Consider the following 23,948-nt stretch of genomic DNA (forward strand, 5'->3'; position numbering starts at 1 on the left):
ATCAGTTAAGGATCGATTGACCGATCCGGTGGATGGTGTAAAAAGGGTTCCATGTTCATTATGGAGCCCTTTTTAAATGGAACTTTATCAGGCACCTGGCATTATCAACGCCACGCACTCCAGAGCGTGCCCGTAATCTCGCCGACCTCATTCCCCCGGCGCTTATTCAGCAGGCACTCACGCTGACCGATACCGTCACTTTGCGTAAACGCAAACTCCCTCCCGGATCGATGATTTGGCTTGTCGTAGGGATGTCCATTTTCTGCGACCGTCCAATGACAGAAATCGTAAATCTGATGGATATCACTGACCGTACTGGCCCCCCTTTTTCCGCCCGGAGTGCTGTCATTCAGCGCCGTAAAACACTGGGGGAGAACGCTGTGCGGGAGCTTTTTGATATCACCCGGCAAACAGGCAGTGCATCCACAATGGCACGGACTGAACCTCTTTGCTGTCGATGGCGTGGTCTTGTGTACCGCAGATACACCGGAAAACAGAGCCTCCTTCAGTAAACACACCAGTCAGGGCTGAGCAACTGACAGAGAAAGCGCCGGATAACAGTATTACCCTGTTCGATAAGGGATTTTACCCGATGGGCCTGCTCCATCACTGGCAGACATCAGGAGAAAACCGGCACTGGTTGTTGCCGTTGAAAAAGAATACACAGTATCGGGTGGTTCGCCGTCTGGGCCGCGGAGATGAACTGGTCGGCCTGAAAACCAGCCCGCGAGCCCGGAAGCACTGGCCAGGGGTCCCGGAAGAAATAGTGGGAAGACTGCTGACCCGCAGGGTGGACGGAAAAGAGAGGCAGGTGCTGACATCACTGACAGACCCGAATCGTTATCCAGGCAATGACATCAGTGAGTTATATCGCCACCGCCGGGAAACAGAGCTGGGTTACCGGGAAGCCAGGCAGAGTATGCTGGACAGTCGATGGACGTTACGCAGTCGCCTGCCGGAACTGGTGAGGCAGGAGCTGTGGGGGGGTCTGCTGGCGTATAAGCTGGTGCGATATCAGATGGTGCAGATGGTGTTCCATCTGAAGGGAGATGATTTGCCTAACCAGCTTAGCTTCAGTGGAGCGATAAGCGAAATAATCCGGCTACTGATAACCCAGCCGTGGGCCTCACCGGGAAAAATGCCGGGCGAAATGAGAACGCTGTATGAACAAGCGAAATGGCTGATATTACCGGGGAGAAGGGAGCGAAGTTACCCGCGGGAACTCAGGGTAAAGACCAGAAAATATCCGGATAAAAAGGTTGCTGGTCACCTTAAGTGACCAGCATTAACCCGTGGGTTGCCGTTTTGCGTTAAGACCTCCTGGGCCCGGTAAGCGTTAGCGCCACCGGGCTTTTTTGTGTCCCGATTTAACCGTGTTTATTTTTCAGCTCAAACCTCGGAGATACCAGACCGTAGAGCGTCCAGCCCATAAAGGTCACCATGGCTCCATAGAGCATCGCTTCCTGGCCGGAAGAGTAAAGCGCATAGAAGCTGTAGATGGCCCCAATCAGCGCCACGGCGTTTGCGGCTCTTGCTTTGCCTGGTTCGACTTTCGCCACTTTCTGAATGATCACCAGTGCCGCCATCGACAGAATATACGGAATGATGTTGGTCACTACCGCCAGATTCACCAGTACGTTGAACTGGCTATTGAGTGACGGGCTTATGGTCATCAAGGACAGACCACTCTGGAAAATGACAATCGCCAGCATGCCCTGCACCGGAGCGTCGGATTTGGTGACGCGGGAGAAAATTTTCGGGAAGTAACCTTCGTCAGCCGATGATTTAAACACCTGGGCGATGGTGAATTGCCAGCCGAGAAGTGAACCGCAGCATGACATTACCATCAGACCCATGATCACTTTCCCAACTTCCGGAGTAAACATCTGTGCGAAGGCCACGCCAAACGGTGCGGTAGAGTTGGCTAAATCCGCGTTTGGTACAATCCCGGCAATCACGTTGGTCGAAACGATATAGATCACCGCTGCGCCCAGGGTCCCGCCCAGTACCGCAATCGGGACGTTTTTTTCCGGATTTTCTACCACTTCAGCATTCGCACAGGCAGATTCCAGACCGAGGAAGGCCCACAGCGTCATGGCGATGGAAGAGCCGACAGCAGTAAAGAACGGCACATGATGTGGGTTCCAGGAGTTTGCGTACAGCGTTGGGCTAAACCAGAACCAGCCGATGATACACAGCCCCACAACCGGGATGATTACCCCCCAGACGGTGATGCTGCTGAGCTGTCCGGTTATCCGCGCACCACCGAAGTTTGCAACGGTGCAGATCCACAGCACGCCGATGGTCGCCAGCCCAATCTGCACCGGGCTTAGCGTCGCACCAAACAGCTCCGTACCGTAGCCGACGGCTGAAATGGCAATGGCTACGTTGGCAATCAGGAGGGAGACGCCATAGGTATAGTTGGCCATAAAGTTGCCTGACTTACCGAATGCGTACTCCGCATAACCGCCCATCCCACCAGACTTCCGGCTGAACATGCCACATTTGGCAAAGGCCCATGCGAGCGCCATCGAACCTACGGCAGTCACTAACCAGGAGATAATAGAGATCGTACCCACTTCCGCGAGCTTGGTCGGCAGCATGATTATGCCTGATCCCATCATGTTTACCATGGTGAGGATCGTGAGCTGCACGACGCCCATTTTGTTGGACTTACTCATATTTTTTCTCCTTTCAGCAGCGATAGCTGAGCGGCAGGTTGTTTGATGACGTAACAGCGAACCTGTTTCCGTCCGTCGCACTCTTCGACATACACGCCCTGCAACTCAGGTGCGAAGCCGGGCAGAAGATTGATCCCCTCTTCAAGTGCAGTGAAATAACGCAGTACGGACCCCCCCCAGATTTCACCTGGGACAACGCACAGCACGCCCGGTGGGTAAGGGAGAGCGCCTTCGGCTGCGATACGGCCTTCCGCATCACGCAGAGAAACCAGTTCTACCTCACCACGCAGATAGGCATAGTTCGCCTCCTGTGGGTTCATCATCACGCGCGGGAAATGTGATTTACGGAACATCTCTTTTTGCAGCTGTTTCACGTTATGGCGGGCATAGAGGTTGTGCATTTCCTGGCATATCTGACGCAGGGTGTAGTCTGCATAGCGTTCCGGATGCTGTTTACAAATAGACGGCAGTACCTCTTTGAGTGGAGCATCGGTCTGGAGCAGTTTTTCAAAGCGTACTAACTGGGCGACAAGTTGCTGCAGTTTGCCCATGTCTTCTGCCGGGGTTAGCAGGAACAGGATCGAGTTGAGATCGCATTTTTCCGGAACAATGCCATTTTCTCGCAGGAAGTTAGCGAGAATGGTGGCGGGAACGCCGAAATCCTCGTACTCACCCGTACGGGCATTGATGCCTGGTGTGGTCAGCAGCAATTTGCACGGGTCGATAAAATACTGATGCTCAGCGTAACCGTCGAAGGCGTGCCAGCGTTCACCTGGCACAAAGTGGAAAAAGCGCAGGTCAGAAGCAATATCTGCGGTATCCCAGCTTTCCCACGGGCGCTCATCCACAGTTTCAGGAACAAACGGGCGAATAAACTGACAGTTTTGCAGAATCAGTTTGCGCGCTTCGATGCCGTTCACTACGCAGTCCATCCACATGTTGCGGCCGCTTTGTCCCTCATGCATACGGGCGTTAATATCAAGCGCGGCAAACAGCGGATAAAACGGGCTGGTGGAGGCATGCATCATAAAGGCGTTGTTAAGACGTTTATGCGGGACATAACGCTGCTGGCCTTTAATGTGGCGGTCTTTTTTGTGGATCTGCGAGGTTTGTGAGAACCCTGCCTGCTGTTTATGTACGGATTGAGTGACCAGAATACCGGGGTCATTCTCGTTCAGTTCCAGCAGCAGTGGCGAACAGTCAGCCATCATCGGAATAAACTGCTCGTAACCCACCCATGCAGAGTCAAACAGGATGTAATCACACAGATGGCCGATTTTATCCACGACCTGGCGGGCGTTATAAATTGTACCGTCATATGTGCCCAGTTGGATCACTGCCAGACGGAACGGACGTGCGTCACGAGCGCGGCCTGGAGCCACTTCTGATACCTGCTCGCGCAGATAACTCTCCTCGAAGCAATGTGCGTCAATACCGCCGATAAAGCCGTACGGGTTACGCGCAGTTTCCAGGTAGACCGGTGTCGCGCCGGCTTGTAACAGTGCGCCGTGGTGGTTGGATTTGTGGTTGTTACGATCGAACAGGACCAAATCACCGGGGGTCAGCAGGGCATTAAGCACCACTTTGTTTGAGGAGGACGTACCATTCAGAACGAAGTAGGTTTTATCTGCGTTGAAGACTTTTGCTGCGTGTTGCTGGGCAATACATGGTGCGCCTTCGTGAATCAGCAGGTCGCCCATTGCTACATCGGCGTTACACAGATCTGAGCGGAACAATGTCTCGCCAAAGAAATCGACAAACTGATTACCGGCAGGGTGGCGGCGGAAGAACTGCCCCCCCTGATGCCCTGGGCAGTCGAATGCGCTATTGCCTTGCTTAACGTAATCGACCAGTGCGCGGAAGAACGGCGGACGCAACTGGGTTTCGTACTTCTGCGCAGCGGCCTCCAGTTGACGTCCGTAGAAATCATTGCTGGTGTCAGAACATTCAAAAACGCCATGAATACGCGACAGATATTCTGCCGGAACAATCTCTTCTTTATGTGTCGCAATAAATACAGGAATACCGAATCCCGTTGCTTCTATTTCTTCTATCGCACCGCTGAAAATATCACTGACGGCCAGAACAACGGCGGCGACATCAATATAATCAGAGGAACTTACGTCTACCATCTCACGGCGAGTGGTAAAGCAATCGGGGCATGCACGGCTGGCTGCAATTTTTAAGGTTTTCATCTTTATCTCTTTATTTTAGACAATATGGGTCCCTCGATTTCTTGCAATAAAGAAATCGATATTTTCCGGAAAAAAAAGCAAAGTCTGGCCGCTGATAAATAATCAGTTAATTGCTTTTTGCAGAATTAAATCCAGTCCGTCCGGTTACGGATGTGTCTGGATCAAGAGGAATAGATGCACAGGTTCACAGGTAGTTACCTGTAAAGTAAGCTTTTTTAAAGCAACCTGTAAGCAAGCGCACCAGAAGTCGAAGGACTACCGGGCATTGAAGAGATGAAAGTCGAAGCAGTTACGGTGGGCAAACATCATGATATGAGTTGTCCGCCTTATATGGGGCATTAAACGATTATTGTTTTCCATGCTTATTTTCCTTTCAGTAATTGAAAGCATGGTCATTTTATCCAGGAAAAGGCTGTAAACTGTGAAGGTGATCAACATTAATCGATCAAATCAGAAATAAATATTCGTTTTTGATGAATATCTCAGATCAACATGCTGTTTTGTGAGTGTTATGTTAATGAATGGTTTTAATGTTGTTTAATTATGATTTAAATAAACAAAAATACACTTTTATTTATTTATAAAAATATAAAAGGGAGTTTTTTGTTTATTATTTGAATTAAATTGAATAGTTATTCAGATCATAAACCGATAACCGATACCGGTTTCAGTTAATAAATGGCGAGGGCGTGCGGGATCGACTTCAAGTTTCTGGCGAAGGTGTCCCATATAAATGCGTAAATAGTGACTATGTTCAACAGCATTGGGTCCCCAGACCTGGTTTAAGAGCTGGCGTTGCGTGAGGACTTTACCGTGGTTGTTAAGCAGGATAGCCAGAAGGCGAAACTCAATCGGGGTGAGATGGATCTCCTCTTCGCCGCGAAGAATACGCCGTGCGGCAAGGTCAACCTGGATGTTGGAGAAGGTATACACCGGATCAGAGGGTGTGGCTGTACTGTGACGACGAAGTGCCACGCGCAGACGCGCCTGTAACTCTCCGATGCCAAAAGGTTTAATCAGGTAGTCATCAGCACCTGCATCCAGCGCGGCGATTTTGTCTGTCTCTTCAGTACGTGCAGACAAAACCAGGATGGGCATCTGGCTCCACTGGCGCACTTCACGAATAAAATCGATGCCATCGCCATCGGGTAGTCCCAGATCGAGGATCACCAGGTCCGGCTTGCGCGTAGCCGCTTCGATCAGACCACGTTGCAGCGTAGCGGCATCATGAACACGCAAACCATCGCTTTCCAGCGCAGCGCGCAGAAAGCGACTAATGGCGAGTTCATCTTCAACAATCAGTACGCTAATCACAAATCCTCTGGTAATTCATCAAGTTCTGGCGGGGTATCCAGTGGAAGTGTAACACAAAAACGTGCTCCCCCTTCCGGGCGGTTCTCGGCGGAGATCGTCCCGCCATGCACGTCGATAATGGCCTGACAAATCGCCAGACCAAGCCCAACACCGGGTATAGCCGACTCTTTATTACCCCGGGCGAACTTTTCGAAGATGGCCTGTTCCTGTCCTCCGGGTATACCTGGCCCCGTATCCCAGACATCCAGGTGCAGAGCCTGTTCTTCCACCGTGGCGTTAATCCCAATTTGCGCTTTTGCGCCTGCATATTTGGCGGCATTTTCCAGCAGATTGATCAGGACGCGTTCAAACAGTGGTCCATCGACATGAATCAGGGTGAGGGGTTCCGGCATGCTCAAATCAATGTGACGGTCACCCAGACCCGGCTCCAGCATCTTTAAGGCACTGCCCACCACTTCTTCAAGGGTAAGCCACTCTTTTTTCAGGTTAAAACCTCCTGACTGAATGCGCGCCATATCCAGAAGATTATTCACAAGCCTGGTGGTGTTCAGTACATGCTGGCGGATTTCGCTGGCCTGAAGAGCGTGGCGTGAACCTTCGGCGGCAAGATCCAGCGTCAGGATCTCAGACTGACCAAACAGCACCGTAAGCGGGGTACGCAAATCGTGAGACAGTGCGGCCAACAGGGAGTTACGAATACTCTCCCGCTCGCTGGCCAGCCGAGCCTGCTCTTCGCTGGCGGTGAGCGCAAGTCGTTCAAGGGCATTTGCCACCAGCAAAGTGAATGTCTCCAGCAGGCGTTGCTGCTCAGGGATCATCAGTTGACGAAGGTTGGCCGGCTCAACAATCACCAGTCCCTGATTTTTATCCGCACTGCGCAGAGGCAGAATTTGATAAGGCACGCCCGGGAGCGTGTCCGTCCCGGCGCCGGCAGGTAAACTCTTGTCGAAACTCCAGCGCGCGATGGCTTCATCCCAGGGCGTCATGCCGGAGGCGGACGTTAGCGGGCGCAGCTTCCCGTGTTCATCAGGCAGTAAAATCAGGTTGCTGGCGTGGAACGTGGAGCGGATAAATTGTTCGCTGGTCTGGACAATATCCAGCGGGGTACGACCAACAGCCAGCGATTTGGACATTTCGTATAAATGCCGCGTACGCTGCTCACGGTAGCGGGCAATACGCGCCTGGTAACGGACCCCTGCCGTCAGGTTCCCAATCACCAATCCGACGGTGAGCATCACGCCGAAAGTGAGAATGTACTGCACGTCGGAAACGGCAAGCGTACCGCGTGGGGCGATAAAAAAGAGATCGAAGCTGACCACGTTAATGACGGTGGCCAGGACAGAAGGCCAGCGCCCGTAAAACAGCGCCACGACCACAACGCCCAGCAGGTAGATCATCACCAGGTTGGCAGCATCGAAAGCAATCAGCCACTGGCTGGCGATCACGGTGATCAGCGCGCAAAGTATGACGGCGACCAGGCAGCCACGGAGCTGAATTCGCCATTTCTCGCTAAACGTGCGGGCATCTGGCTGGCGGCTGGGCAGGGGCGTAGGTTTGTCGTCCAGTGCAACGATCACCAGATCCAGGTCAGGCGCACGCCGGGCCAGCTTATCGGCAAAAGATTCCCGGCTAAACCAGCGGCGGTGGTGGCGTCTGCCAATGACAATCTTGCCCAGATTGTGTTCACGCGCGTAGCGCAGGATGGCTTTATCTTCTGCCGGATCGGAAAGGGTGGCCGTTTCTGCGCCCAGCTCCTGTGCCAGCCGCAGTGAGCCGAGGATCGCACGACGCTGATTTTCAGGCAGGGCGTGCAGCTGGGGTGTTTCGACATAGACCGCGTGCCAGACGCTACCAAATTTTGCCGCGAGTCGCGCGGCGGTGCGGATCAGCTTCTCATTGCCACTGCCGTGACCAATGCACAGCAGGATGGCATCCCGCGTATGCCAGACTCGCTCTTGCCCTTGCAGATCGCGCCAGGCGCGCATCTGGTCGTCAACTCGATCAGCGGTCCGGCGCAGCGCCAGTTCTCGCAGGGCAATCAAATTGCCTTTGCGGAAGAAATGCTCGATGGCGCGCTCCGCCTGACCAGAAATATAGACTTTCCCTTCGTGCAGACGCTGGCGCAGATCGTCCGGCGGCAGGTCGACCAGCACCACTTCATCGGCGGAATCGAAAAATGGATCGGGAACCGTTTCCCGTACCTGGATGCCGGTCACGCCGCTGACCACATCGTTCAGGCTTTCCAGATGTTGAACGTTGACGGTGGTAAAGACGTCGATTCCGGCTTCAAGAAGCTCTTCAACATCCTGCCAGCGCTTTGGATGGCGTGAACCCGGCGCGTTACTGTGCGCCAGTTCGTCCATCAGGATAAGGGCAGGGCGGCGGGCGAGGGCGGCATCGAGATCGAATTCGGTCACGAGCCTTCCACGGTGGCTGATACGCCGGGGAGGCTGGGTTGCCAGCCCGGTCAACAATGCTGCCGTCTCTTTGCGACCGTGAGTTTCCACGACGCCGATAAGAATATCGAGCCCCTGCGCCCGTAAGCGCTGTGCTTCCGTCAGCATGGCGAAGGTTTTCCCGACGCCTGCACAGGCGCCGAAGAAAATTTTCAGTTTGCCGCGGTGGGCCTCGGCAGTTTGTTCGAGCAACCTGTCCGGGTCCGGGCGCATGGGCTCGTCAGTCATTTAGTTTTTCCTTAGCGCATCCAGCGCCAGATTAAGCTCAACAATGTTCACGACCGGCATGCCAAGGAAGCTGACCAGTGGTTTTTGCGTGTGTTCAGCCACCAGTTTACTGACCTGTTCGGTGCTTAACTGGCGTGCTGCGGCCACACGCGGAATTTGCCAGGCAACGGACTCCGGCGTCAGGCTATAATCCAGCCCGCTGGCGGAAGTTGTGACCAGTTCAACGGGCACGTCACGGCTGGCCTGAGGGTTTGCAGCGCGCAAGGCGGTGATGCGTTCCGTTACCGCTTTATCCAGATCCGGGTTGCTGCCTGCCAGGTTACTGCCACCGGACGCCATCGGATTATACGGGCTTTCCGCAGTGGCGGAAGGACGTCCCTGGAAGTAACGGGCATCCGTAAAGTTCTGACCAATCAGGCGCGAGCCCCGGTTTTCTCCCTCCTGAATAATAAGCGAACCGTTGGCCTGGTCCGTAAACCACCATTGCCCAAGAGCAGTGGTCACCAGTGGATAAAGCCCGCCGGTGATCAGGGACAGCAGAATAAACAGAAGTATAGCGGGGCGTAACATAGTCATTTGATTCACCTTTTAAACCAGCCCAAACAGTGTGAGCAGCAGGTCGATAACCTTGATCCCGATAAAGGGAACCAATAGCCCGCCCAGCCCATAAATCCACAGATTGCGACGCAACATGGCGGCAGCGGTCAGCGGTTTGTAACTCACCCCTTTCAGTGCCAGCGGGATCAGAAACACAATGATCAGGGCGTTAAAAATCACTGCACTGAGAATGGCAGAGGCAGGGGAGTGCAGGTGCATAACGTTCAACGCATTCAGCTGCGGATAGGTCGCGGCAAAGGCTGCCGGAATAATGGCGAAATATTTCGCCACGTCGTTGGCAATGCTGAAGGTGGTGAGTGAACCACGCGTCATCAGCATCTGTTTACCGATATGGACCACTTCGATCAGCTTGGTTGGGTTGGAGTCGAGATCGACCATGTTCCCCGCCTCTTTTGCCGCCTGCGTACCGGAGTTCATGGCCACCGCAACGTCTGCTTGTGCCAAAGCCGGGGCGTCGTTTGTACCGTCGCCAGTCATCGCCACCAGACGGCCCTCAGCCTGATACTGACGAATAAGCGCCAGTTTGGCCTCCGGCGTGGCTTCTGACAGGAAATCATCCACACCGGCTTCAGCGGCAATCGCAGCTGCCGTCAGGCGGTTGTCTCCGGTGATCATCACCGTTTTGATCCCCATTTTGCGTAGCTGGGCAAAACGCTCTTTGATCCCGCCTTTGACGATGTCTTTCAGGGCAATAACCCCCAGTACTTTAGCCCCTTCTGCCACGACCAGTGGAGTTGCGCCCTGGCGAGCGACATTCTCGACCAGTTTGTCTACTTCTGGCGGGAAGTGACCCTCATTGGCTTCAATATGACGGCGGATGGCATCAACGGAGCCTTTGCGGATCATCCGATCCTGAATATTAATGCCGCTCATGCGAGTTTGTGCCGTGAACGGAACAAAGGTGGCATGAAGACTCTGTACGTCACGCTGGCGCAGGTTGAAGCGCTGTTTTGCCAGAATCACAATGCTACGGCCTTCTGGTGTTTCATCCGCCAGAGACGAGAGCTGCGCGGCGTCAGCCAGCGTTTTTTCATCGATGCCTGGCGCGGGTAAGAAATCCGATGCCTGGCGGTTACCGAGTGTGATGGTCCCGGTTTTATCCAGCAGCAGTACGTCCACGTCACCAGCCGCTTCGACGGCTCGTCCGCTGGTGGCGATTACGTTTGCACCCAACATGCGGCTCATTCCGGCAACGCCAATCGCTGAGAGCAGACCCCCGATAGTGGTTGGGATCAGGCAAACCAGCAGAGCGACCAGAACAGTGATGCTTACCGCTGTACCGCCATACGCCGAGAAAGGCCACAGAGTGGCGGTTGCCAGCAGGAAGACGATGGTCAGGGCGACCAGCAAAATCGTCAGCGCAATTTCGTTCGGCGTTTTACGACGCTGAGCCCCTTCGACCATGGCGATCATGCGGTCGAGGAACGTTTCGCCAGGGTTCACACTGCACTGGATCACCAGCCAGTCAGAGAGAATACGCGTCCCGCCTGTCACGGAGGCAAAATCACCACCAGACTCGCGGATCACCGGCGCGGACTCCCCGGTGATGGCGCTTTCGTCTACCGATGCACCCCCTTCAATGACTTCACCGTCGCAAGGAATAATGTCACCGGCCTCGACCAATACAACATCACCTTTACGCAGTTCATCTGACGGAACGTGGTCCATTTGAGCGCCATATTTGGGCTCACGTAATTTGCGCGCAAACGCGGTCTTTTTAACGCCTTTCAGGCTATTAGCCTGTGCCTTGCTGCGGCCTTCGGCCAGCGCTTCGGCGAAGTTTGCGAACAGAACGGTAAACCATAGCCACAGGCTGATTGCTCCGGTAAACAGCGTATTGCCTGCAAGATGGCCTGTTCCCATCGCAATCGCCAGCGCCGTGGTGAGCAGGCTACCTATCCAGACGATAAACATCACCGGGTTGTGCCACTGCACACGCGGGCTTAATTTTTTCACCGCATCCATTAGCGCCTGACGAACTAACGACGGTTCGAACAGGGCCAGTTGTTTACGACTCATGACAATGTCTCCGCAAAATCAGCGTAAAGAGAGATATTCCGCGACCGGGCCTAATGCGAGGGCGGGGATAAAGGTCAACGCACCGACCAGCAGTACTGTGCCAATCAGCAGGCCAATAAACAGTGCGCCGTGGGTGGGTAAGGTTCCGGTTGTGGCGGGTTGTATTTTTTTATTCACCAGCGAGCCTGCGATAGCCATGACCGGCACAATGACCCCAAAACGCCCCACGAACATGCAAAATGCCAGCAGGCAGTTCCAGAACGGTGAGTTCGCACTTAAGCCGGCAAAAGCACTGCCGTTGTTGTTCGCCGCAGAAGAGACGGCGTACAGCACTTCGCTGAAACCATGGATCCCCGGATTGAAGATGCCGCTGCGTCCGGCATCGGTCATCAGCGCCAGTGCAGTGCCCAGCAGAACCAACGCAGGCGTAACCAGAATCGCCAGTGCGGTTAATTTCATTTCGCGGACGTCAATTTTCTTGCCCAGATACTCCGGCGTACGGCCAATCATCAGCCCGGCGATAAAGACCGCCAGCAGAACAAACAGCAGCATGCCGTATAGCCCTGAACCCACACCGCCAAACACCACTTCGCCAATTTGCATCAGCCACAACGGGATCATCCCGCCCAGCGCGGTAAAGGAATCGTGCATCGCGTTAACTGCGCCACAAGACGCCGCCGTGGTGACCACGGCATAAAGGCTGCTGGTCAGAATGCCGAAACGGCTCTCTTTCCCTTCCATGTTGATGTTGCTGTCTGCACCCAACTGCATGAAATGCGGATTACCGTGCCATTCCGCCCACATCACCAGTGCGGCACACACAATGAAAATGAGGGTCATTGCCCAGAGAAGAGTGCGTCCCTGGCGACGATCGTTAACAACATCACCAAAGGCGAAGCACAATGCGGCAGGGATCAGGAAGATCGCCAGCATCTGCACAACGTTGGTCAGCGCCGTGGGGTTTTCAAAGGGGTGGGAAGAGTTGGCGTTGAAGAACCCGCCACCGTTTGTCCCCAGCATCTTGATCGCTTCCTGTGACGCCACCGGACCCATTGGCAGGAGCTGTTTTGCCCCTTCGAGCGAGGTGTATGGCATGTAAGGGAGGACGTTTTGTAGTGTGCCTTGCTGGATAAAGAACACCGCAATGATGAGTGAAAGAGGGAGCAGAACCCACAAGGTAATGCGTGTCAGGTCGACCCAGGCGTTACCGAGTGTGCTGATATTCTGGCGGGCAAAGGCGCGTGTCAGCGCAAAAATTACTGCAATCCCGGTGGCCGCAGAAAGGAAGTTCTGCACGGTAAGGCCTGCCATCTGGCTGAAATAGCTCAGCGTGGTTTCACCGGCATACGATTGCCAGTTGGTGTTACTGACAAAACTGACCGCTGTGTTCAGCGCCAGATGCCAGGATAAACCCGGTAACTGTTGCGGATTCAGAGGCAGAATGCCTTGTAACATCAACATGGCAAACAGCGCGAACAAACCCACGATGTTTAACAGCAGGATGGCGAGCAGATACTGTCGCCAGTTCATCTCCTGCTCGTTGACCCCCAGTATGCGCCATACCCCTTTTTCTATCGTTCCTGCGACCGGTAATGCCACGTTGTTGATCATCCGCGCCAGCACGGTTCCGAGTGGTCTGGCGAGCGCAAAAAGGACCAGCAAAAAACTGGCAATCAGTAAAAACGCCTGAGCTGCCATCAGAATGCCTCCGCATTGATCAGGGCGTAGACCAGATAACCCAATAACAGGAAAACCAGCACGATGCCGGCAATCAGACCTGCACTCACAATCCACCTCCAGGTGACGTTTGTATTTGTGCTAACGGTAGGATTTATGGCGCAAAGATTTCGCAAAAATCAGGAGGAGGGGTGTAAAAAAAGTATAAAAATGGCAAAAGCCACAATTTAACTATTGATAAGTATTCTGTTAACTTTTGTGTAACTTAATTACAGGGTGAATGTAAATATTCACTAAATGGATGAAAATAAGTGGTCGGATGAGTAGTAAAATTACAAACAAAGCGATATTATTTTAGCCAGGTCACAGAATTTGAATTTTCCGGATGACGTTTCCGGCCAACTATAGGGGAGAAAATATGGATCTTTATAAAGAGTATCCGGCTCATATCATTTTTATGCGTCGTACTTTCGCCGTGGTGGCTGGTGTGCTGGCCCTGCCGGTGATGCTTTTCTGGAAAGATCGTGCACGTTTTTATAGCTATCTGCACCGCGTCTGGGCGAAAACCAGCGAGAAACCGGTATGGATGGATCAGGCTGAAAAAGCGACCTGCGATTTCTACTGAGACGACGACGCACAGCAATAAGAAACCGCCTACAGCAATGTGGCGGTTTTTTGTTTCCGGGAACAGTGAACCGTTGGGCAGGCTTTCATGCATCCTCCCGGGGTTGTATCCATCGACTTCTCACCGTTAAGGCCGCTCCCGGCGGCCTTTTTTATTTCATCGCGTCTACACTTCATGGCAAAGTAGTTCAATGCGTGCCTCCTTTTCTCTTTGGTCGCATGGCCTTACGGACATAATGGATATTTGCCTGGAGTTTTATGCCCACCCATCTGGTTTGGTTTCGCGCGGATATGCGCGTACATGACAACATCGCGCTGGCGGCTGCCTGCCGCTCTCAACATGCCAGCGTGCTGGCCCTGTTTATCGCCACACCTGGACAGTGGCAACAACACAACATGGCGCCGCGGCAAGCTGCCTGTTTAGCGTCGCATCTGAATGGTTTGCAACATTCGCTCGCGGAAAAAGGCATCCCACTGATTTGTAAAGAGGTGGTGGACTTTTCTGCACAGCTCCAGACGGTGCGGGAAATTTGTCAGCAGCACGATGTCACCCATCTTTTCTACAATTACCAGTACGAATTTAATGAGCAGCAGCGGGATCGCCAGCTTGAAAGCCTCGTAAAAGATGTTGTGTGTCAGGGATTTGATGACAGCGTTATACTGCCGCCAGGTAGCGTGATGACTGGCAACCATGAGATGTATAAAGTCTTTACGCCGTTCAAGAATGCCTTTATCAAGCGCCTGAAAGAGGCGTTGCCGGAATGTGTAACCGCGCCTGCCGTCCGGGGAGAGGTGTTAACGGATTTACCTGATCTGGCGTTTAACTATCCTCAAAAGGCGTTTGACGACGCGCTGTTTCCTGCGAATGAGAAGGCAGCCATTGCGCAATTGCGCCATTTTTGCAAACAGGGCGCGGCGGAATACGGTACGCGCAGGGACCTGCCCTCAGTTGAAGGAACCAGCCGCCTGTCAGCCTGTTTAGCGCTGGGCGCACTCTCTCCGCGCCAGTGTTTGCATCGACTTCTGGCGGAACAACCCCAGGCACTGGACGGCGGGCCTGGATCGGTGTGGTTGAATGAGCTTATCTGGCGGGAGTTCTACCGTCATCTGATGACCTATCATCCTGATCTATGTAAACATCGTCCCTTCATTCGCTGGACTGAAAACGTAAAATGGCAGCCGAATGACGAGAAATTACAGGCCTGGCAAAACGGATTGACGGGATATCCCATTGTCGATGCAGCCATGCGTCAGCTCAATGAAACCGGATGGATGCACAACCGCCTGCGAATGATTACGGCCAGTTTTCTGGTGAAAGATCTGCTTATCGACTGGCGTGCGGGTGAGCGCTATTTTATGTCTCAGTTGATCGATGGTGACTTCGCCGCGAATAACGGCGGCTGGCAATGGGCGGCCTCAACCGGAACCGATGCCGCGCCTTATTTTCGCATTTTTAACCCAACGACTCAGGGACAGCGGTTTGACGCCGATGGTGAATTTATTCGTCGCTGGCTGCCAGCGTTGTCTGATGTTCCCGCAAAGGCGATTCATGAACCCTGGGTGTGGGCGGATAAACAAGGCATAACGCTCGATTATCCTCGTCCCATCGTTGACCATAAACAGGCGCGAGTCGCCACGCTGGCGGCGTATGAAGTCGCCCGCAAAGCTTAAGAGACTGATGATGAAAAACAGTGAACTGGAAAGCCTGATTAACGAAAAACTCAACAGCGCCTCCTTCAGCGATTACGGGCCGAATGGTTTGCAGGTCGAAGGGCGTGAAACGGTGCAGAAAATTGTGACTGGTGTGACGGCAAGCCAGGCGTTGCTGGATGAAGCCGTTCGCCAGCAGGCGGATGCGGTTATCGTTCACCACGGTTATTTCTGGAAAAATGAGTCGCCGATTATCCGTGGCATGAAGCGCAACCGTCTGAAAACACTGCTGGCAAATGACATCAACCTGTATGGCTGGCATTTGCCACTGGATGCGCACCCGGAGTTGGGCAATAACGTGCAACTGGCGGCGTTGCTGGGCATAACGGTGATGGGTGAAATTGAACCGCTTGTGCCGTGGGGTGAGTTGTCCATGCCTGTACCGGGACTGGAGCTGGCGTCCTGGATCGAAGCGCGTCTGGGGCGTCGCCCTCTGTGGAGCGGTGATACCGGGCCGGATACCGTAAAACGTATCGCCTGGTGTACCGGCGGTGGACAAGGCTTTATTGATAGTGCGGCCCGTTTTGGCGTTGATGCGTTTATTACAGGTGAAGTGTCTGAGCAAACCATTCACTCTGCCCGTGAACAGGGGCTTCATTTTTATGCCGCAGGTCACCACGCGACAGAGCGCGGCGGTATTCGCGCCTTGAGCGAGTGGCTGACAGAGAATACCGATCTGGATGTCACCTTTGTTGATATTCCCAACCCTGCCTGATGAGAGGTGCTTAAGTGCAGCGAGCGCGTTGTTATCTACTCGGTGAAACAGCGGTGGTTCTTGAACTTGAACCTCCGGTTACGTTGGCGACGCAAAAGCGTATCTGGCGGCTGACCCAGCGACTGGCAGATATCCCGGAAGTGGTGGAAGCCATTCCGGGCATGAATAACATCACGGTGGTGCTTCGCAATCCACATTCGCTGGCGCTGGATGCTATCGAGCGTTTACAACGCTGGTGGGAGGAGAGTGAAGCCCTGGAGCCAGATTCCCGGGCAATTGATATTCCGGTTGTCTATGGCGGTAGGGGGGGGCCTGATTTATCCGTTGTGGCGCAACACTGTGGTTTAACGGAAAAGCAGGTTGTGGAGCGTCATGCTTCGGTGGATTACGTTGTCTGGTTTGTGGGGTTCCAGCCAGGTTTTCCCTATCTTGGGGGCCTGTCGCCAGAGCTGCATACGCCACGTCGGGCTGAACCTCGCGTGAGCGTCCCGGCGGGCACTGTCGCTATTGGGGGGGGGCAAACCGGCATCTATCCACTTGCCTCTCCGGGGGGCTGGCAGCTTATCGGACACACCTCCGTCCCGCTGTTTGAACCCGGACGCGACTCGCCCATTCTGCTTCAACCGGGCGATACTTTGCGCTTTATCCCGCAAAAGGAGGGGGTATGTTGAAGCTTATCCGTGCAGGTTTATATACCTCCGTCCAGGATGCCGGGCGGTTTGGCTTGCGCCAGGCCGGGGTGAGTTACTGCGGTGCACTTGATCGACCTGCGCTTGAGATTGCGAATGTGCTGGTGGGGAATCCTGCAAATTCAGCCGCTCTGGAGATCACACTCGGACAATGTATTATCGAGTTCAGCCAGGAGACCTGGTTTGCTCTGACCGGAGCAGGCTGTGAAGCCACGCTGGATGGAAAAGCGGTCTGGACGGGCTGGCGTTTGCGCGCGAAAGCCGGTCAACAGTTAAGCCTTAAACGGCCACGACATGGCGTTCGTAGCTACCTGGCTGTCGCCGGAGGAATTGATGTCCCTGACGTTATGGGATCGTCCAGCACCGACACGAAAGCAGGGATTGGCGGGCACGAGGGACGGTTGTTGCGTGACGGCGACTGTCTTGCCGTTCATCCCTCTTCACGCCATTTTTCGACCACTCAGGGTGTGAAGCAACTGCTCTGGGGAAACCGTATCCGCGCTTTACCGGGGCCTGAATATCAGGAATTCGACGAGGTTTCCCAGGAGAGTTTCTGGCGTTCTCCGTGGCACATCAGCCCGCAAAGTAACCGCATGGGCTATCGGTTGCAGGGACAACCTCTGGTGCGAACAACCGACAGAGAACTGGTATCGCACGGCTTGTTGCCGGGCGTGGTGCAGGTTCCACACAACGGGCAACCTATCGTGCTGATGAATGATGCCCAGACGACCGGTGGCTATCCGCGTATTGCCTGCATTATTGAAGCGGATCGTTACCATCTGGCGCAAATTCCCTTGGGACAACCGATTCACTTTGTGCAGTGTTCGCTGGAAGAGGCGCTAAAAGCGCGGCAGGACCAGCAGCGCTACCTGGAACAACTGGCATGGCGACTCGATGGTAAAGATTGACTTAAATGCCGATCTCGGCGAGGGCGGAAACGTCGATGCTGAACTGATGACGCTGGTCTCATCGGTCAATATTGCCTGCGGTTTTCATGCAGGCGATGCGCAAACCATGCTGGTGAGCGTGCGTGAGGCCCTCAGGAATGGGGTGGCGATTGGTGCGCACCCGGGGTTCCCGGACAGGGAAAACGTTGGGCGAACCGCAATGAATTTACCTCCGGAGACCGTTTATGCCCAGACGCTGTATCAGATTGGCGCACTGGCGGCGATTGTCCATTCGCAGCAGGGCGTGATGCGTCATGTGAAACCTCACGGCATGCTCTATAACCAGGCGGCGAAGGAGCCTGAACTGGCCGACGCCATCGCCCGTGCGGTACGGGACTGCAATCCGCACCTTATTCTGGTTGGCCTGGCTGGAAGTGAGCTTATCCGGGCGGGGCAGCGTCTGGGATTAGCCACCCGACAAGAAGTGTTTGCCGACAGGGGGTATCTGCGTGACGGTAGTCTGGTCCCCCGCACGCAACCGGGGGCATTGATTACGGATGAACAGCAGGCACTGGCGCAGACGCTGGTCATGGTGCGTGATGGCCGGGTCAATACCGTTGACGGTGGCCAGGCAAAGGTACAGGCTGAAACGGTGTGTTTGCACGGTGATGGTGAGCATGCGCTGCTGTTTGCACGTCGATTGCGGGATGCATTCACTGCACACCACATTCTCATCAGCGCCTGAAAGTAACGAAAAAGGATAATGAGATGCCAGAAGGTCCGGAGATCCGCCGTGCTGCGGATAGCCTGGAGGCGGCGATAAAAGGTAAGCCACTGACGGATGTCTGGTTTGCTTTTCCTCAGTTGAAACCGTTTGAACCGGAATTAGTCGGACAGACGGTGACTCATATTGAAACGCGGGGCAAGGCGCTGCTCACGCATTTTTCCCATAACCTCACGTTATATAGCCATAACCAGCTTTATGGTGTCTGGCGAGTTGTTAATGCAGGTGAGCATTTACAAACTACACGGGTATTGCGGGTCAGGTTGCAAACGGCTGATAAAGCTATTCTGCTCTACAGTGCATCGGATATTGAGATGTTAACGCCGGAGCAACTGCTTACTCACCCATTTCTTCAGCGAGTGGGCCCGGATGTACTGGATTTGCGCCTGACGGCGAGTGATGTTAAAGCCAGATTATTATCCCGAAAATTTCGTAATAGACAGTTTTCGGGTCTGTTGCTCGATCAGGCATTTTTGGCCGGACTGGGAAACTATCTGCGCGTGGAGATCCTCTGGGAAGTGGGGCTGGCGGCGCAGCATAAAGCCTCTGAGCTTAGCGATGGCCAGCTTGATGCCCTGTCTCGCGCACTGCTGGCGATCCCGCGCTTGTCCTACAACACGCGAGGCGTGGTGGATGACAATAAACATCATGGTGCATTGTTCCGGTTCAAGGTGTTTCATCGCGATGGCGACGCGTGTGAGCGATGCGGCGGGATGATTGAAAAGACAATGCTCTCATCAAGACCATTTTACTGGTGTCCACATTGTCAGACATAAAAAAGTCGGGTGGCGAGGTAAAAGCAAAACGGTAACCCGAGGGTTACCGTTTGTAATGTTTTCACCCTCTCTCACGGGAGAGGAGCGGGCGAGGCATCAGGCCACACCCAACATCTTTTAGCGCTTGATATCAGACTTGAAATCACGCTGTTCGTAGCCGGTATACAGCTGACGAGGACGCGCGATTTTCATGCCGTCGGTGTGCATTTCGTTCCAGTGCGCAATCCAGCCTACAGTTCGGGCCATCGCGAAGATGACGGTGAACATGGATGACGGAATGCCCATCGCTTTCAGAATAATGCCAGAGTAGAAATCGACGTTCGGGTAGAGTTTCTTCTCGATGAAGTACGGGTCGTTCAGCGCGATATGTTCCAGCTCCATCGCCACTTCCAGCAGATCATCTTTTGTGCCCAGCTCTTTCAGTACTTCGTGGCAGGTTTCACGCATTACAGTGGCGCGTGGGTCATAGTTTTTGTAAACACGGTGACCAAAGCCCATCAGACGGAAGGAGTCATTCTTGTCTTTCGCGCGACGCACGAATTCCGGAATGTGCTCAACGGAGCTGATCTCTTCCAGCATCTTCAGTGCCGCTTCGTTCGCGCCACCGTGTGCTGGCCCCCACAGGGAGGCGATACCCGCGGCGATACAGGCGAACGGGTTTGCGCCTGAGGAGCCTGCGGTACGGACAGTGGAGGTCGAGGCGTTTTGCTCATGGTCGGCGTGCAGGATCAGAATACGGTCCATTGCACGTTCCAGAACAGGGTTGACGACGTACTCTTCACACGGCGTGGAGAACATCATACGCAGGAAGTTTCCAGCGTAGGAAAGGTCATTGCGCGGGTAAACAAATGGTTGGCCGATAGAGTACTTGTAACACATCGCTGCCATGGTTGGCATTTTGGAGAGCAGACGGAATGCTGCGATATCACGATGACGTTGGTTATTCACGTCCAGAGAATCGTGATAAAACGCTGCCAGCGCACCGGTAATTCCACACATCACGGCCATCGGATGTGAGTCACGACGGAATGCATGGAACAGACGGGTAATCTGCTCATGAATCATAGTGTGGCGCGTGACGGTCGTTCTGAACTCATCGTATTGTTCCTGCGTCGGTTTTTCACCGTTCAGCAGGATGTAGCACACTTCCAGATAGTTGGATTCAGTGGCTAACTGATCGATGGGGAAACCGCGGTGCAGCAGGATGCCTTCGTCACCGTCAATGAAGGTGATTTTGGATTCGCAAGATGCGGTGGAGGTGAAACCTGGGTCAAAGGTAAATACACCTTTTGAACCCAGCGTACGGATATCAATAACATCTTGACCGAGCGTGCCTTTTAGCACATCCAGTTCAACAGCAGTGTCACCATTTAAGGTGATCTTTGCCTTTGTATCAGCCATTTACGGTCTCCTTAGCGCCTTATTGCTTAAGACTGCTAAAACACCAGTGTTTGGATTTGCATTCAGCTGTTAATCACCGTTACCAGTTTGTTATTTGGCTTACCGCTCAGCTCACGAGGAGAAACCAGGGTACAGAGCTATGGCGCCTTGCAGGTAAACGGATGAAAAATCAGAGAAACAACAGCAAATCAGTGTCTTCGCAGTCCGAATTATTCAAACCTGTATATCACTAATAACTGTCCTGATAACTTCGGTCAATACCATCACACTGTTACATAACTAATTGTCAGGTGAAAGAGAGACCTCATAACTTTTGCGCATTATATGCCTTTTCTGCTGATGTTTGTAACAATATTGTTTAACATTTGTCAAATCAGATGATTAAAATTTAAAAAGATGTTGTTATCGTGACTCTGATCACTGTTCCGCATAAAACCCGACAAACTGTATGTAGGTTAATTGTAATGATTTTGTGAACATCCTATACTGCCGCCAGGTCTCCGGAACACCCTGCAATCCCGAGCCAACCAGCGTTGTAACGTGTCGTTTTAGCATTTGGAAGCAATGTTTTGCATGACGCGCAGTTATAGAAAAGGAACGCTGTCTGACCCGCATCGCAGCCCGGAGGATGGAATAATAAGAACAGCATGTGGGCGTTATTCATGATAAGAAATGTGAAAAAACAAAGACCTGTCAATCTGGATCTCAAAACGATCCGGTTCCCTGTAACAGCAATAGCGTCCATTCTCCACCGTGTATCCGGTGTGATTACATTTGTGGCGGTGGGCATTCTGCTGTGGTTGCTGGGGACTAGCCTCTCTTCTCCTGAAGGATTCCTCCAGGCCTCTGCCATCATGAATAGCTTCTTCGTGAAATTCATCATGTGGGGCATTCTGACTGCGCTGGCGTACCACGTTGTGGTAGGTGTTCGCCATATGCTGATGGACTTTGGTTACCTGGAAGAGACTTTCGAAGCAGGGAAACGCTCAGCGAATATTTCATTTGTGATCACTGTCGTGCTTTCACTTCTCGCAGGAGTTCTCGTATGGTAAGCAACGCCTCCGCATTAGGACGCAACGGCGTACATGACTTCATTCTGGTCCGCGCTACCGCCATCGTCCTCACACTTTACATCATCTACATGATCGGCTTCTTCGCGACCAGCGGCGACCTGACGTGGGAAATCTGGAGTGGTTTCTTCGGATCGGCCTTCACCAAAGTGTTCACCCTGCTGGCGCTGTTCTCCATCCTTATTCATGCCTGGATTGGCATGTGGCAGGTGTTGACCGATTACGTTAAGCCACTGGCAATTCGTTTGCCACTGCAACTGGTTATTGTGGTTGCCCTGGTGGTTTACGTTATTTATGGATTCGTTGTGGTGTGGGGTGTGTGATGAAACTGCCAGTCAGAGAATTTGATGCTGTTGTGATTGGTGCTGGTGGCGCAGGTATGCGCGCAGCGCTGCAAATTTCCCAGAGCGGCCAAACCTGTGCGCTGCTCTCTAAAGTATTCCCAACCCGTTCCCATACCGTATCAGCACAGGGTGGTATCACTGTTGCGCTCGGTAATACTCATGACGATAACTGGGAATGGCATATGTATGACACGGTAAAAGGTTCCGACTATATCGGTGACCAGGACGCCATTGAATATATGTGTAAAACAGGCCCGGAAGCGATTCTTGAGCTTGACCACATGGGGCTGCCGTTCTCCCGTCTTGATGACGGCACTATTTATCAGCGTCCGTTTGGCGGGCAGTCAAAAAACTTTGGCGGCGAGCAGGCGGCACGTACTGCGGCAGCGGCTGACCGTACCGGCCACGCGCTGCTGCACACTCTGTACCAGCAGAACCTGAAAAACCACACCACTATCTTCTCTGAGTGGTACGCGCTGGATCTGGTCAAAAACGCCGATGGTGCTGTTGTCGGGTGTACTGCGCTGTGTATCGAAACCGGTGAAGTGGTTTACTTCAAAGCCCGCGCAACTGTGCTGGCAACCGGTGGTGCAGGCCGTATTTATCAGTCCACCACTAACGCCCACATCAACACGGGTGATGGCGTTGGCATGGCTATTCGTGCTGGCGTTCCGGTGCAGGATATGGAGATGTGGCAGTTCCACCCAACCGGAATTGCCGGCGCGGGTGTTCTGGTGACAGAAGGCTGTCGTGGTGAAGGTGGCTACCTGCTGAACAAACACGGTGAACGCTTCATGGAGCGTTATGCCCCGAATGCGAAAGACCTGGCGGGTCGTGACGTGGTGGCGCGTTCCATCATGATCGAAATCCGTGAAGGCCGCGGTTGTGATGGCCCGTGGGGCCCGCACGCTAAACTGAAACTTGATCATCTGGGTAAAGAGGTTCTGGAGTCTCGCCTGCCGGGTATTCTGGAGCTGTCTCGTACCTTCGCGCACGTTGACCCGGTTAAAGAACCAATTCCGGTTATCCCAACTTGTCACTATATGATGGGCGGTATTCCGACCAAAGTGACTGGTCAGGCATTGACCGTGAATGAGCAGGGTGAAGATGTGGTCATTCCTGGTTTGTTTGCGGTGGGGGAAATCGCGTGTGTCTCCGTACACGGTGCAAACCGTCTTGGCGGTAACTCTCTGCTCGACCTGGTGGTGTTTGGCCGCGCAGTGGGCTTGCATCTGCAAGAGTCGATTGCCGAGCAGGGCGTACTGCGTGATGCAACTGAGGCAGAAATTGATGCTTCTCTCGAACGCCTTAACCGCTGGAACGGCAACCGTAACGGCGAAGATCCTGTGGAAATCCGCAAAGCACTCCAGGAATGCATGCAGCACAACTTCTCGGTATTCCGTGAAGGTGATGCGATGGCAAAAGGCCTTGAGCAACTGAAAGCGATCCGTGAACGCCTGAAAAACGCTCGTTTGGATGATACCTCCAGCGAGTTCAACACTCAGCGCGTTGAGTGCCTGGAGCTGGATAACCTGATGGAAACTGCCTATGCAACAGCAGTTTCTGCAAACTTCCGTACCGAAAGTCGTGGCGCACACAGCCGCTTTGACTTCCCGGATCGTGATGACGAAAACTGGCTGTGCCATTCCCTGTATCTGCCAGAGTCGGAATCCATGACGCGTCGCAGCGTCAATATGGAACCGAAACTGCGTCCGGCGTTCCCGCCGAAGATTCGTACTTATTAATGCGGAGACAGGACA

Annotated in this window: 20 protein-coding genes and 1 pseudogene; 11 read left to right on the plus strand and 10 right to left on the minus strand. The window is 53.5% G+C overall.

Annotated elements, in window-relative coordinates; translation table 11 throughout:
• Positions 1 to 86 precede the first annotated feature (86 nt).
• A pseudogene (locus HV346_RS06275) lies at positions 87 to 1,279 on the plus strand (IS4 family transposase).
• Positions 1,280 to 1,367: 88 nt separating this feature from the next.
• Here the strand turns inward: HV346_RS06275 and potE are convergent.
• The 9 genes from potE to kdpF all read right to left on the minus strand — a co-directional run bounded on the left by potE (position 1,368) and on the right by kdpF (position 13,298).
• Entirely contained in the window at positions 1,368 to 2,681 is a 1,314-nt protein-coding gene (gene potE / locus HV346_RS06280) for a putrescine-ornithine antiporter (RefSeq protein WP_181622686.1), read from the minus strand.
• Positions 2,678 to 4,876, minus strand: a complete 2,199-nt coding sequence (gene speF, locus HV346_RS06285) for an ornithine decarboxylase SpeF (RefSeq protein ID WP_181622687.1) — start codon at positions 4,874 to 4,876, stop codon at positions 2,678 to 2,680. The genes potE and speF overlap by 4 nt, the downstream gene beginning before the upstream one ends.
• A 255-nt stretch (positions 4,877 to 5,131) precedes the next feature.
• The gene (speFL, locus tag HV346_RS06290) at positions 5,132 to 5,236 is read right to left on the minus strand and encodes a leader peptide SpeFL (RefSeq protein WP_003858645.1); all 105 of its coding nucleotides are present in this window, start codon (positions 5,234 to 5,236) and stop codon (positions 5,132 to 5,134) included.
• Positions 5,237 to 5,512: 276 nt separating this feature from the next.
• Entirely contained in the window at positions 5,513 to 6,190 is a 678-nt protein-coding gene (gene kdpE, locus HV346_RS06295; RefSeq protein ID WP_181622688.1) for a two-component system response regulator KdpE, read from the minus strand.
• Positions 6,187 to 8,874 (minus strand): two-component system sensor histidine kinase KdpD, encoded by a 2,688-nt coding sequence (kdpD, locus tag HV346_RS06300; protein WP_181622689.1) that lies wholly within the window; start codon positions 8,872 to 8,874, stop codon positions 6,187 to 6,189. The genes kdpE and kdpD overlap by 4 nt, the downstream gene beginning before the upstream one ends.
• The gene (kdpC, locus tag HV346_RS06305) at positions 8,875 to 9,450 is read right to left on the minus strand and encodes a potassium-transporting ATPase subunit KdpC (protein ID WP_181622690.1); all 576 of its coding nucleotides are present in this window, start codon (positions 9,448 to 9,450) and stop codon (positions 8,875 to 8,877) included. It abuts the gene before it with no gap.
• Positions 9,451 to 9,462: 12 nt separating this feature from the next.
• Positions 9,463 to 11,511 carry a potassium-transporting ATPase subunit KdpB gene (kdpB, locus tag HV346_RS06310; protein ID WP_181622691.1) on the minus strand — a complete coding sequence of 683 codons (2,049 nt, stop codon included), beginning with the start codon at positions 11,509 to 11,511 and terminating at the stop codon, positions 9,463 to 9,465.
• Positions 11,512 to 11,529: 18 nt separating this feature from the next.
• Positions 11,530 to 13,209 carry a potassium-transporting ATPase subunit KdpA gene (gene kdpA / locus HV346_RS06315; protein ID WP_181622692.1) on the minus strand — a complete coding sequence of 560 codons (1,680 nt, stop codon included), beginning with the start codon at positions 13,207 to 13,209 and terminating at the stop codon, positions 11,530 to 11,532.
• On the minus strand, positions 13,209 to 13,298 hold the full coding sequence (kdpF, locus tag HV346_RS06320) for a K(+)-transporting ATPase subunit F (protein WP_014069365.1): 90 nt from the start codon (positions 13,296 to 13,298) through the stop codon (positions 13,209 to 13,211). Before kdpF ends, kdpA begins: the two co-directional genes overlap by 1 nt.
• A gap of 308 nt (positions 13,299 to 13,606) precedes the next feature.
• Here kdpF and HV346_RS06325 point away from each other — a divergent pair, with 308 nt between their 5' ends.
• From HV346_RS06325 to nei, 7 genes are all read left to right on the plus strand, one after another.
• Positions 13,607 to 13,813: a YbfA family protein gene (locus tag HV346_RS06325; protein WP_181622693.1), complete on the plus strand. Its 207-nt coding sequence runs from the start codon at positions 13,607 to 13,609 to the stop codon at positions 13,811 to 13,813.
• 257 nt (positions 13,814 to 14,070) lie between these two features.
• Entirely contained in the window at positions 14,071 to 15,483 is a 1,413-nt protein-coding gene (gene phrB, locus HV346_RS06330; RefSeq protein ID WP_181622694.1) for a deoxyribodipyrimidine photo-lyase, read from the plus strand.
• A gap of 10 nt (positions 15,484 to 15,493) precedes the next feature.
• The gene (locus HV346_RS06335; RefSeq protein WP_181623706.1) at positions 15,494 to 16,237 is read left to right on the plus strand and encodes a type 2 GTP cyclohydrolase I; all 744 of its coding nucleotides are present in this window, start codon (positions 15,494 to 15,496) and stop codon (positions 16,235 to 16,237) included.
• Between the two features lie 14 nt (positions 16,238 to 16,251).
• Positions 16,252 to 16,908 carry a 5-oxoprolinase subunit PxpB gene (gene pxpB / locus HV346_RS06340; RefSeq protein ID WP_181622695.1) on the plus strand — a complete coding sequence of 219 codons (657 nt, stop codon included), beginning with the start codon at positions 16,252 to 16,254 and terminating at the stop codon, positions 16,906 to 16,908.
• A complete protein-coding gene (gene pxpC, locus HV346_RS06345) occupies positions 16,902 to 17,834 on the plus strand; it encodes a 5-oxoprolinase subunit PxpC (RefSeq protein WP_181622696.1) in 933 nt (310 codons plus the stop codon). The genes pxpB and pxpC overlap by 7 nt, the downstream gene beginning before the upstream one ends.
• Complete coding sequence (gene pxpA, locus HV346_RS06350) at positions 17,821 to 18,558, plus strand: 5-oxoprolinase subunit PxpA (RefSeq protein ID WP_181622697.1); 738 nt, start codon at positions 17,821 to 17,823, stop codon at positions 18,556 to 18,558. Before pxpC ends, pxpA begins: the two co-directional genes overlap by 14 nt.
• A gap of 23 nt (positions 18,559 to 18,581) precedes the next feature.
• The gene (gene nei / locus HV346_RS06355; RefSeq protein WP_181622698.1) at positions 18,582 to 19,373 is read left to right on the plus strand and encodes an endonuclease VIII; all 792 of its coding nucleotides are present in this window, start codon (positions 18,582 to 18,584) and stop codon (positions 19,371 to 19,373) included.
• 117 nt (positions 19,374 to 19,490) lie between these two features.
• Here nei and HV346_RS06360 read toward each other — a convergent pair whose 3' ends face one another.
• Complete coding sequence (locus tag HV346_RS06360; RefSeq protein WP_181622699.1) at positions 19,491 to 20,774, minus strand: citrate synthase; 1,284 nt, start codon at positions 20,772 to 20,774, stop codon at positions 19,491 to 19,493.
• 647 nt (positions 20,775 to 21,421) lie between these two features.
• Between HV346_RS06360 and sdhC the strand changes: the two genes are divergently transcribed.
• From sdhC to sdhA, 3 genes are read left to right on the plus strand one after another with little or no spacing between them, the layout of a single operon-like run.
• Positions 21,422 to 21,826, plus strand: a complete 405-nt coding sequence (gene sdhC / locus HV346_RS06365) for a succinate dehydrogenase cytochrome b556 subunit (protein ID WP_020684965.1) — start codon at positions 21,422 to 21,424, stop codon at positions 21,824 to 21,826.
• Positions 21,820 to 22,167, plus strand: a complete 348-nt coding sequence (sdhD, locus tag HV346_RS06370; RefSeq protein WP_181622700.1) for a succinate dehydrogenase membrane anchor subunit — start codon at positions 21,820 to 21,822, stop codon at positions 22,165 to 22,167. Before sdhC ends, sdhD begins: the two co-directional genes overlap by 7 nt.
• Positions 22,167 to 23,933, plus strand: a complete 1,767-nt coding sequence (sdhA, locus tag HV346_RS06375; protein ID WP_181622701.1) for a succinate dehydrogenase flavoprotein subunit — start codon at positions 22,167 to 22,169, stop codon at positions 23,931 to 23,933. The genes sdhD and sdhA overlap by 1 nt, the downstream gene beginning before the upstream one ends.
• Positions 23,934 to 23,948: the final 15 nt, after the last annotated feature.

The sequence above is a fragment of the Enterobacter sp. RHBSTW-00994 genome, from assembly GCF_013782625.1.
Classification (GTDB): Bacteria; Pseudomonadota; Gammaproteobacteria; order Enterobacterales; family Enterobacteriaceae; genus Enterobacter.

What these genes read in the sequence shown, in the direction of transcription:
- potE (WP_181622686.1), bottom strand. Translation starts at nt 2,681, where the DNA reads ATGAGTAAGTCCAACAAAATGGGCGTCGTGCAGCTCACGATCCTCACC.
- speF (WP_181622687.1), bottom strand. Translation starts at nt 4,876, where the DNA reads ATGAAAACCTTAAAAATTGCAGCCAGCCGTGCATGCCCCGATTGCTTT.
- speFL (WP_003858645.1), bottom strand. Translation starts at nt 5,236, where the DNA reads ATGGAAAACAATAATCGTTTAATGCCCCATATAAGGCGGACAACTCAT.
- kdpD (WP_181622689.1), bottom strand. Translation starts at nt 8,874, where the DNA reads ATGACTGACGAGCCCATGCGCCCGGACCCGGACAGGTTGCTCGAACAA.
- kdpC (WP_181622690.1), bottom strand. Translation starts at nt 9,450, where the DNA reads ATGACTATGTTACGCCCCGCTATACTTCTGTTTATTCTGCTGTCCCTG.
- kdpB (WP_181622691.1), bottom strand. Translation starts at nt 11,511, where the DNA reads ATGAGTCGTAAACAACTGGCCCTGTTCGAACCGTCGTTAGTTCGTCAG.
- kdpA (WP_181622692.1), bottom strand. Translation starts at nt 13,209, where the DNA reads ATGGCAGCTCAGGCGTTTTTACTGATTGCCAGTTTTTTGCTGGTCCTT.
- HV346_RS06325 (WP_181622693.1), top strand. Translation starts at nt 13,607, where the DNA reads ATGGATCTTTATAAAGAGTATCCGGCTCATATCATTTTTATGCGTCGT.
- phrB (WP_181622694.1), top strand. Translation starts at nt 14,071, where the DNA reads ATGCCCACCCATCTGGTTTGGTTTCGCGCGGATATGCGCGTACATGAC.
- HV346_RS06335 (WP_181623706.1), top strand. Translation starts at nt 15,494, where the DNA reads ATGAAAAACAGTGAACTGGAAAGCCTGATTAACGAAAAACTCAACAGC.
- pxpC (WP_181622696.1), top strand. Translation starts at nt 16,902, where the DNA reads ATGTTGAAGCTTATCCGTGCAGGTTTATATACCTCCGTCCAGGATGCC.
- pxpA (WP_181622697.1), top strand. Translation starts at nt 17,821, where the DNA reads ATGGTAAAGATTGACTTAAATGCCGATCTCGGCGAGGGCGGAAACGTC.
- nei (WP_181622698.1), top strand. Translation starts at nt 18,582, where the DNA reads ATGCCAGAAGGTCCGGAGATCCGCCGTGCTGCGGATAGCCTGGAGGCG.
- HV346_RS06360 (WP_181622699.1), bottom strand. Translation starts at nt 20,774, where the DNA reads ATGGCTGATACAAAGGCAAAGATCACCTTAAATGGTGACACTGCTGTT.
- sdhC (WP_020684965.1), top strand. Translation starts at nt 21,422, where the DNA reads ATGTGGGCGTTATTCATGATAAGAAATGTGAAAAAACAAAGACCTGTC.
- sdhD (WP_181622700.1), top strand. Translation starts at nt 21,820, where the DNA reads ATGGTAAGCAACGCCTCCGCATTAGGACGCAACGGCGTACATGACTTC.
- sdhA (WP_181622701.1), top strand. Translation starts at nt 22,167, where the DNA reads ATGAAACTGCCAGTCAGAGAATTTGATGCTGTTGTGATTGGTGCTGGT.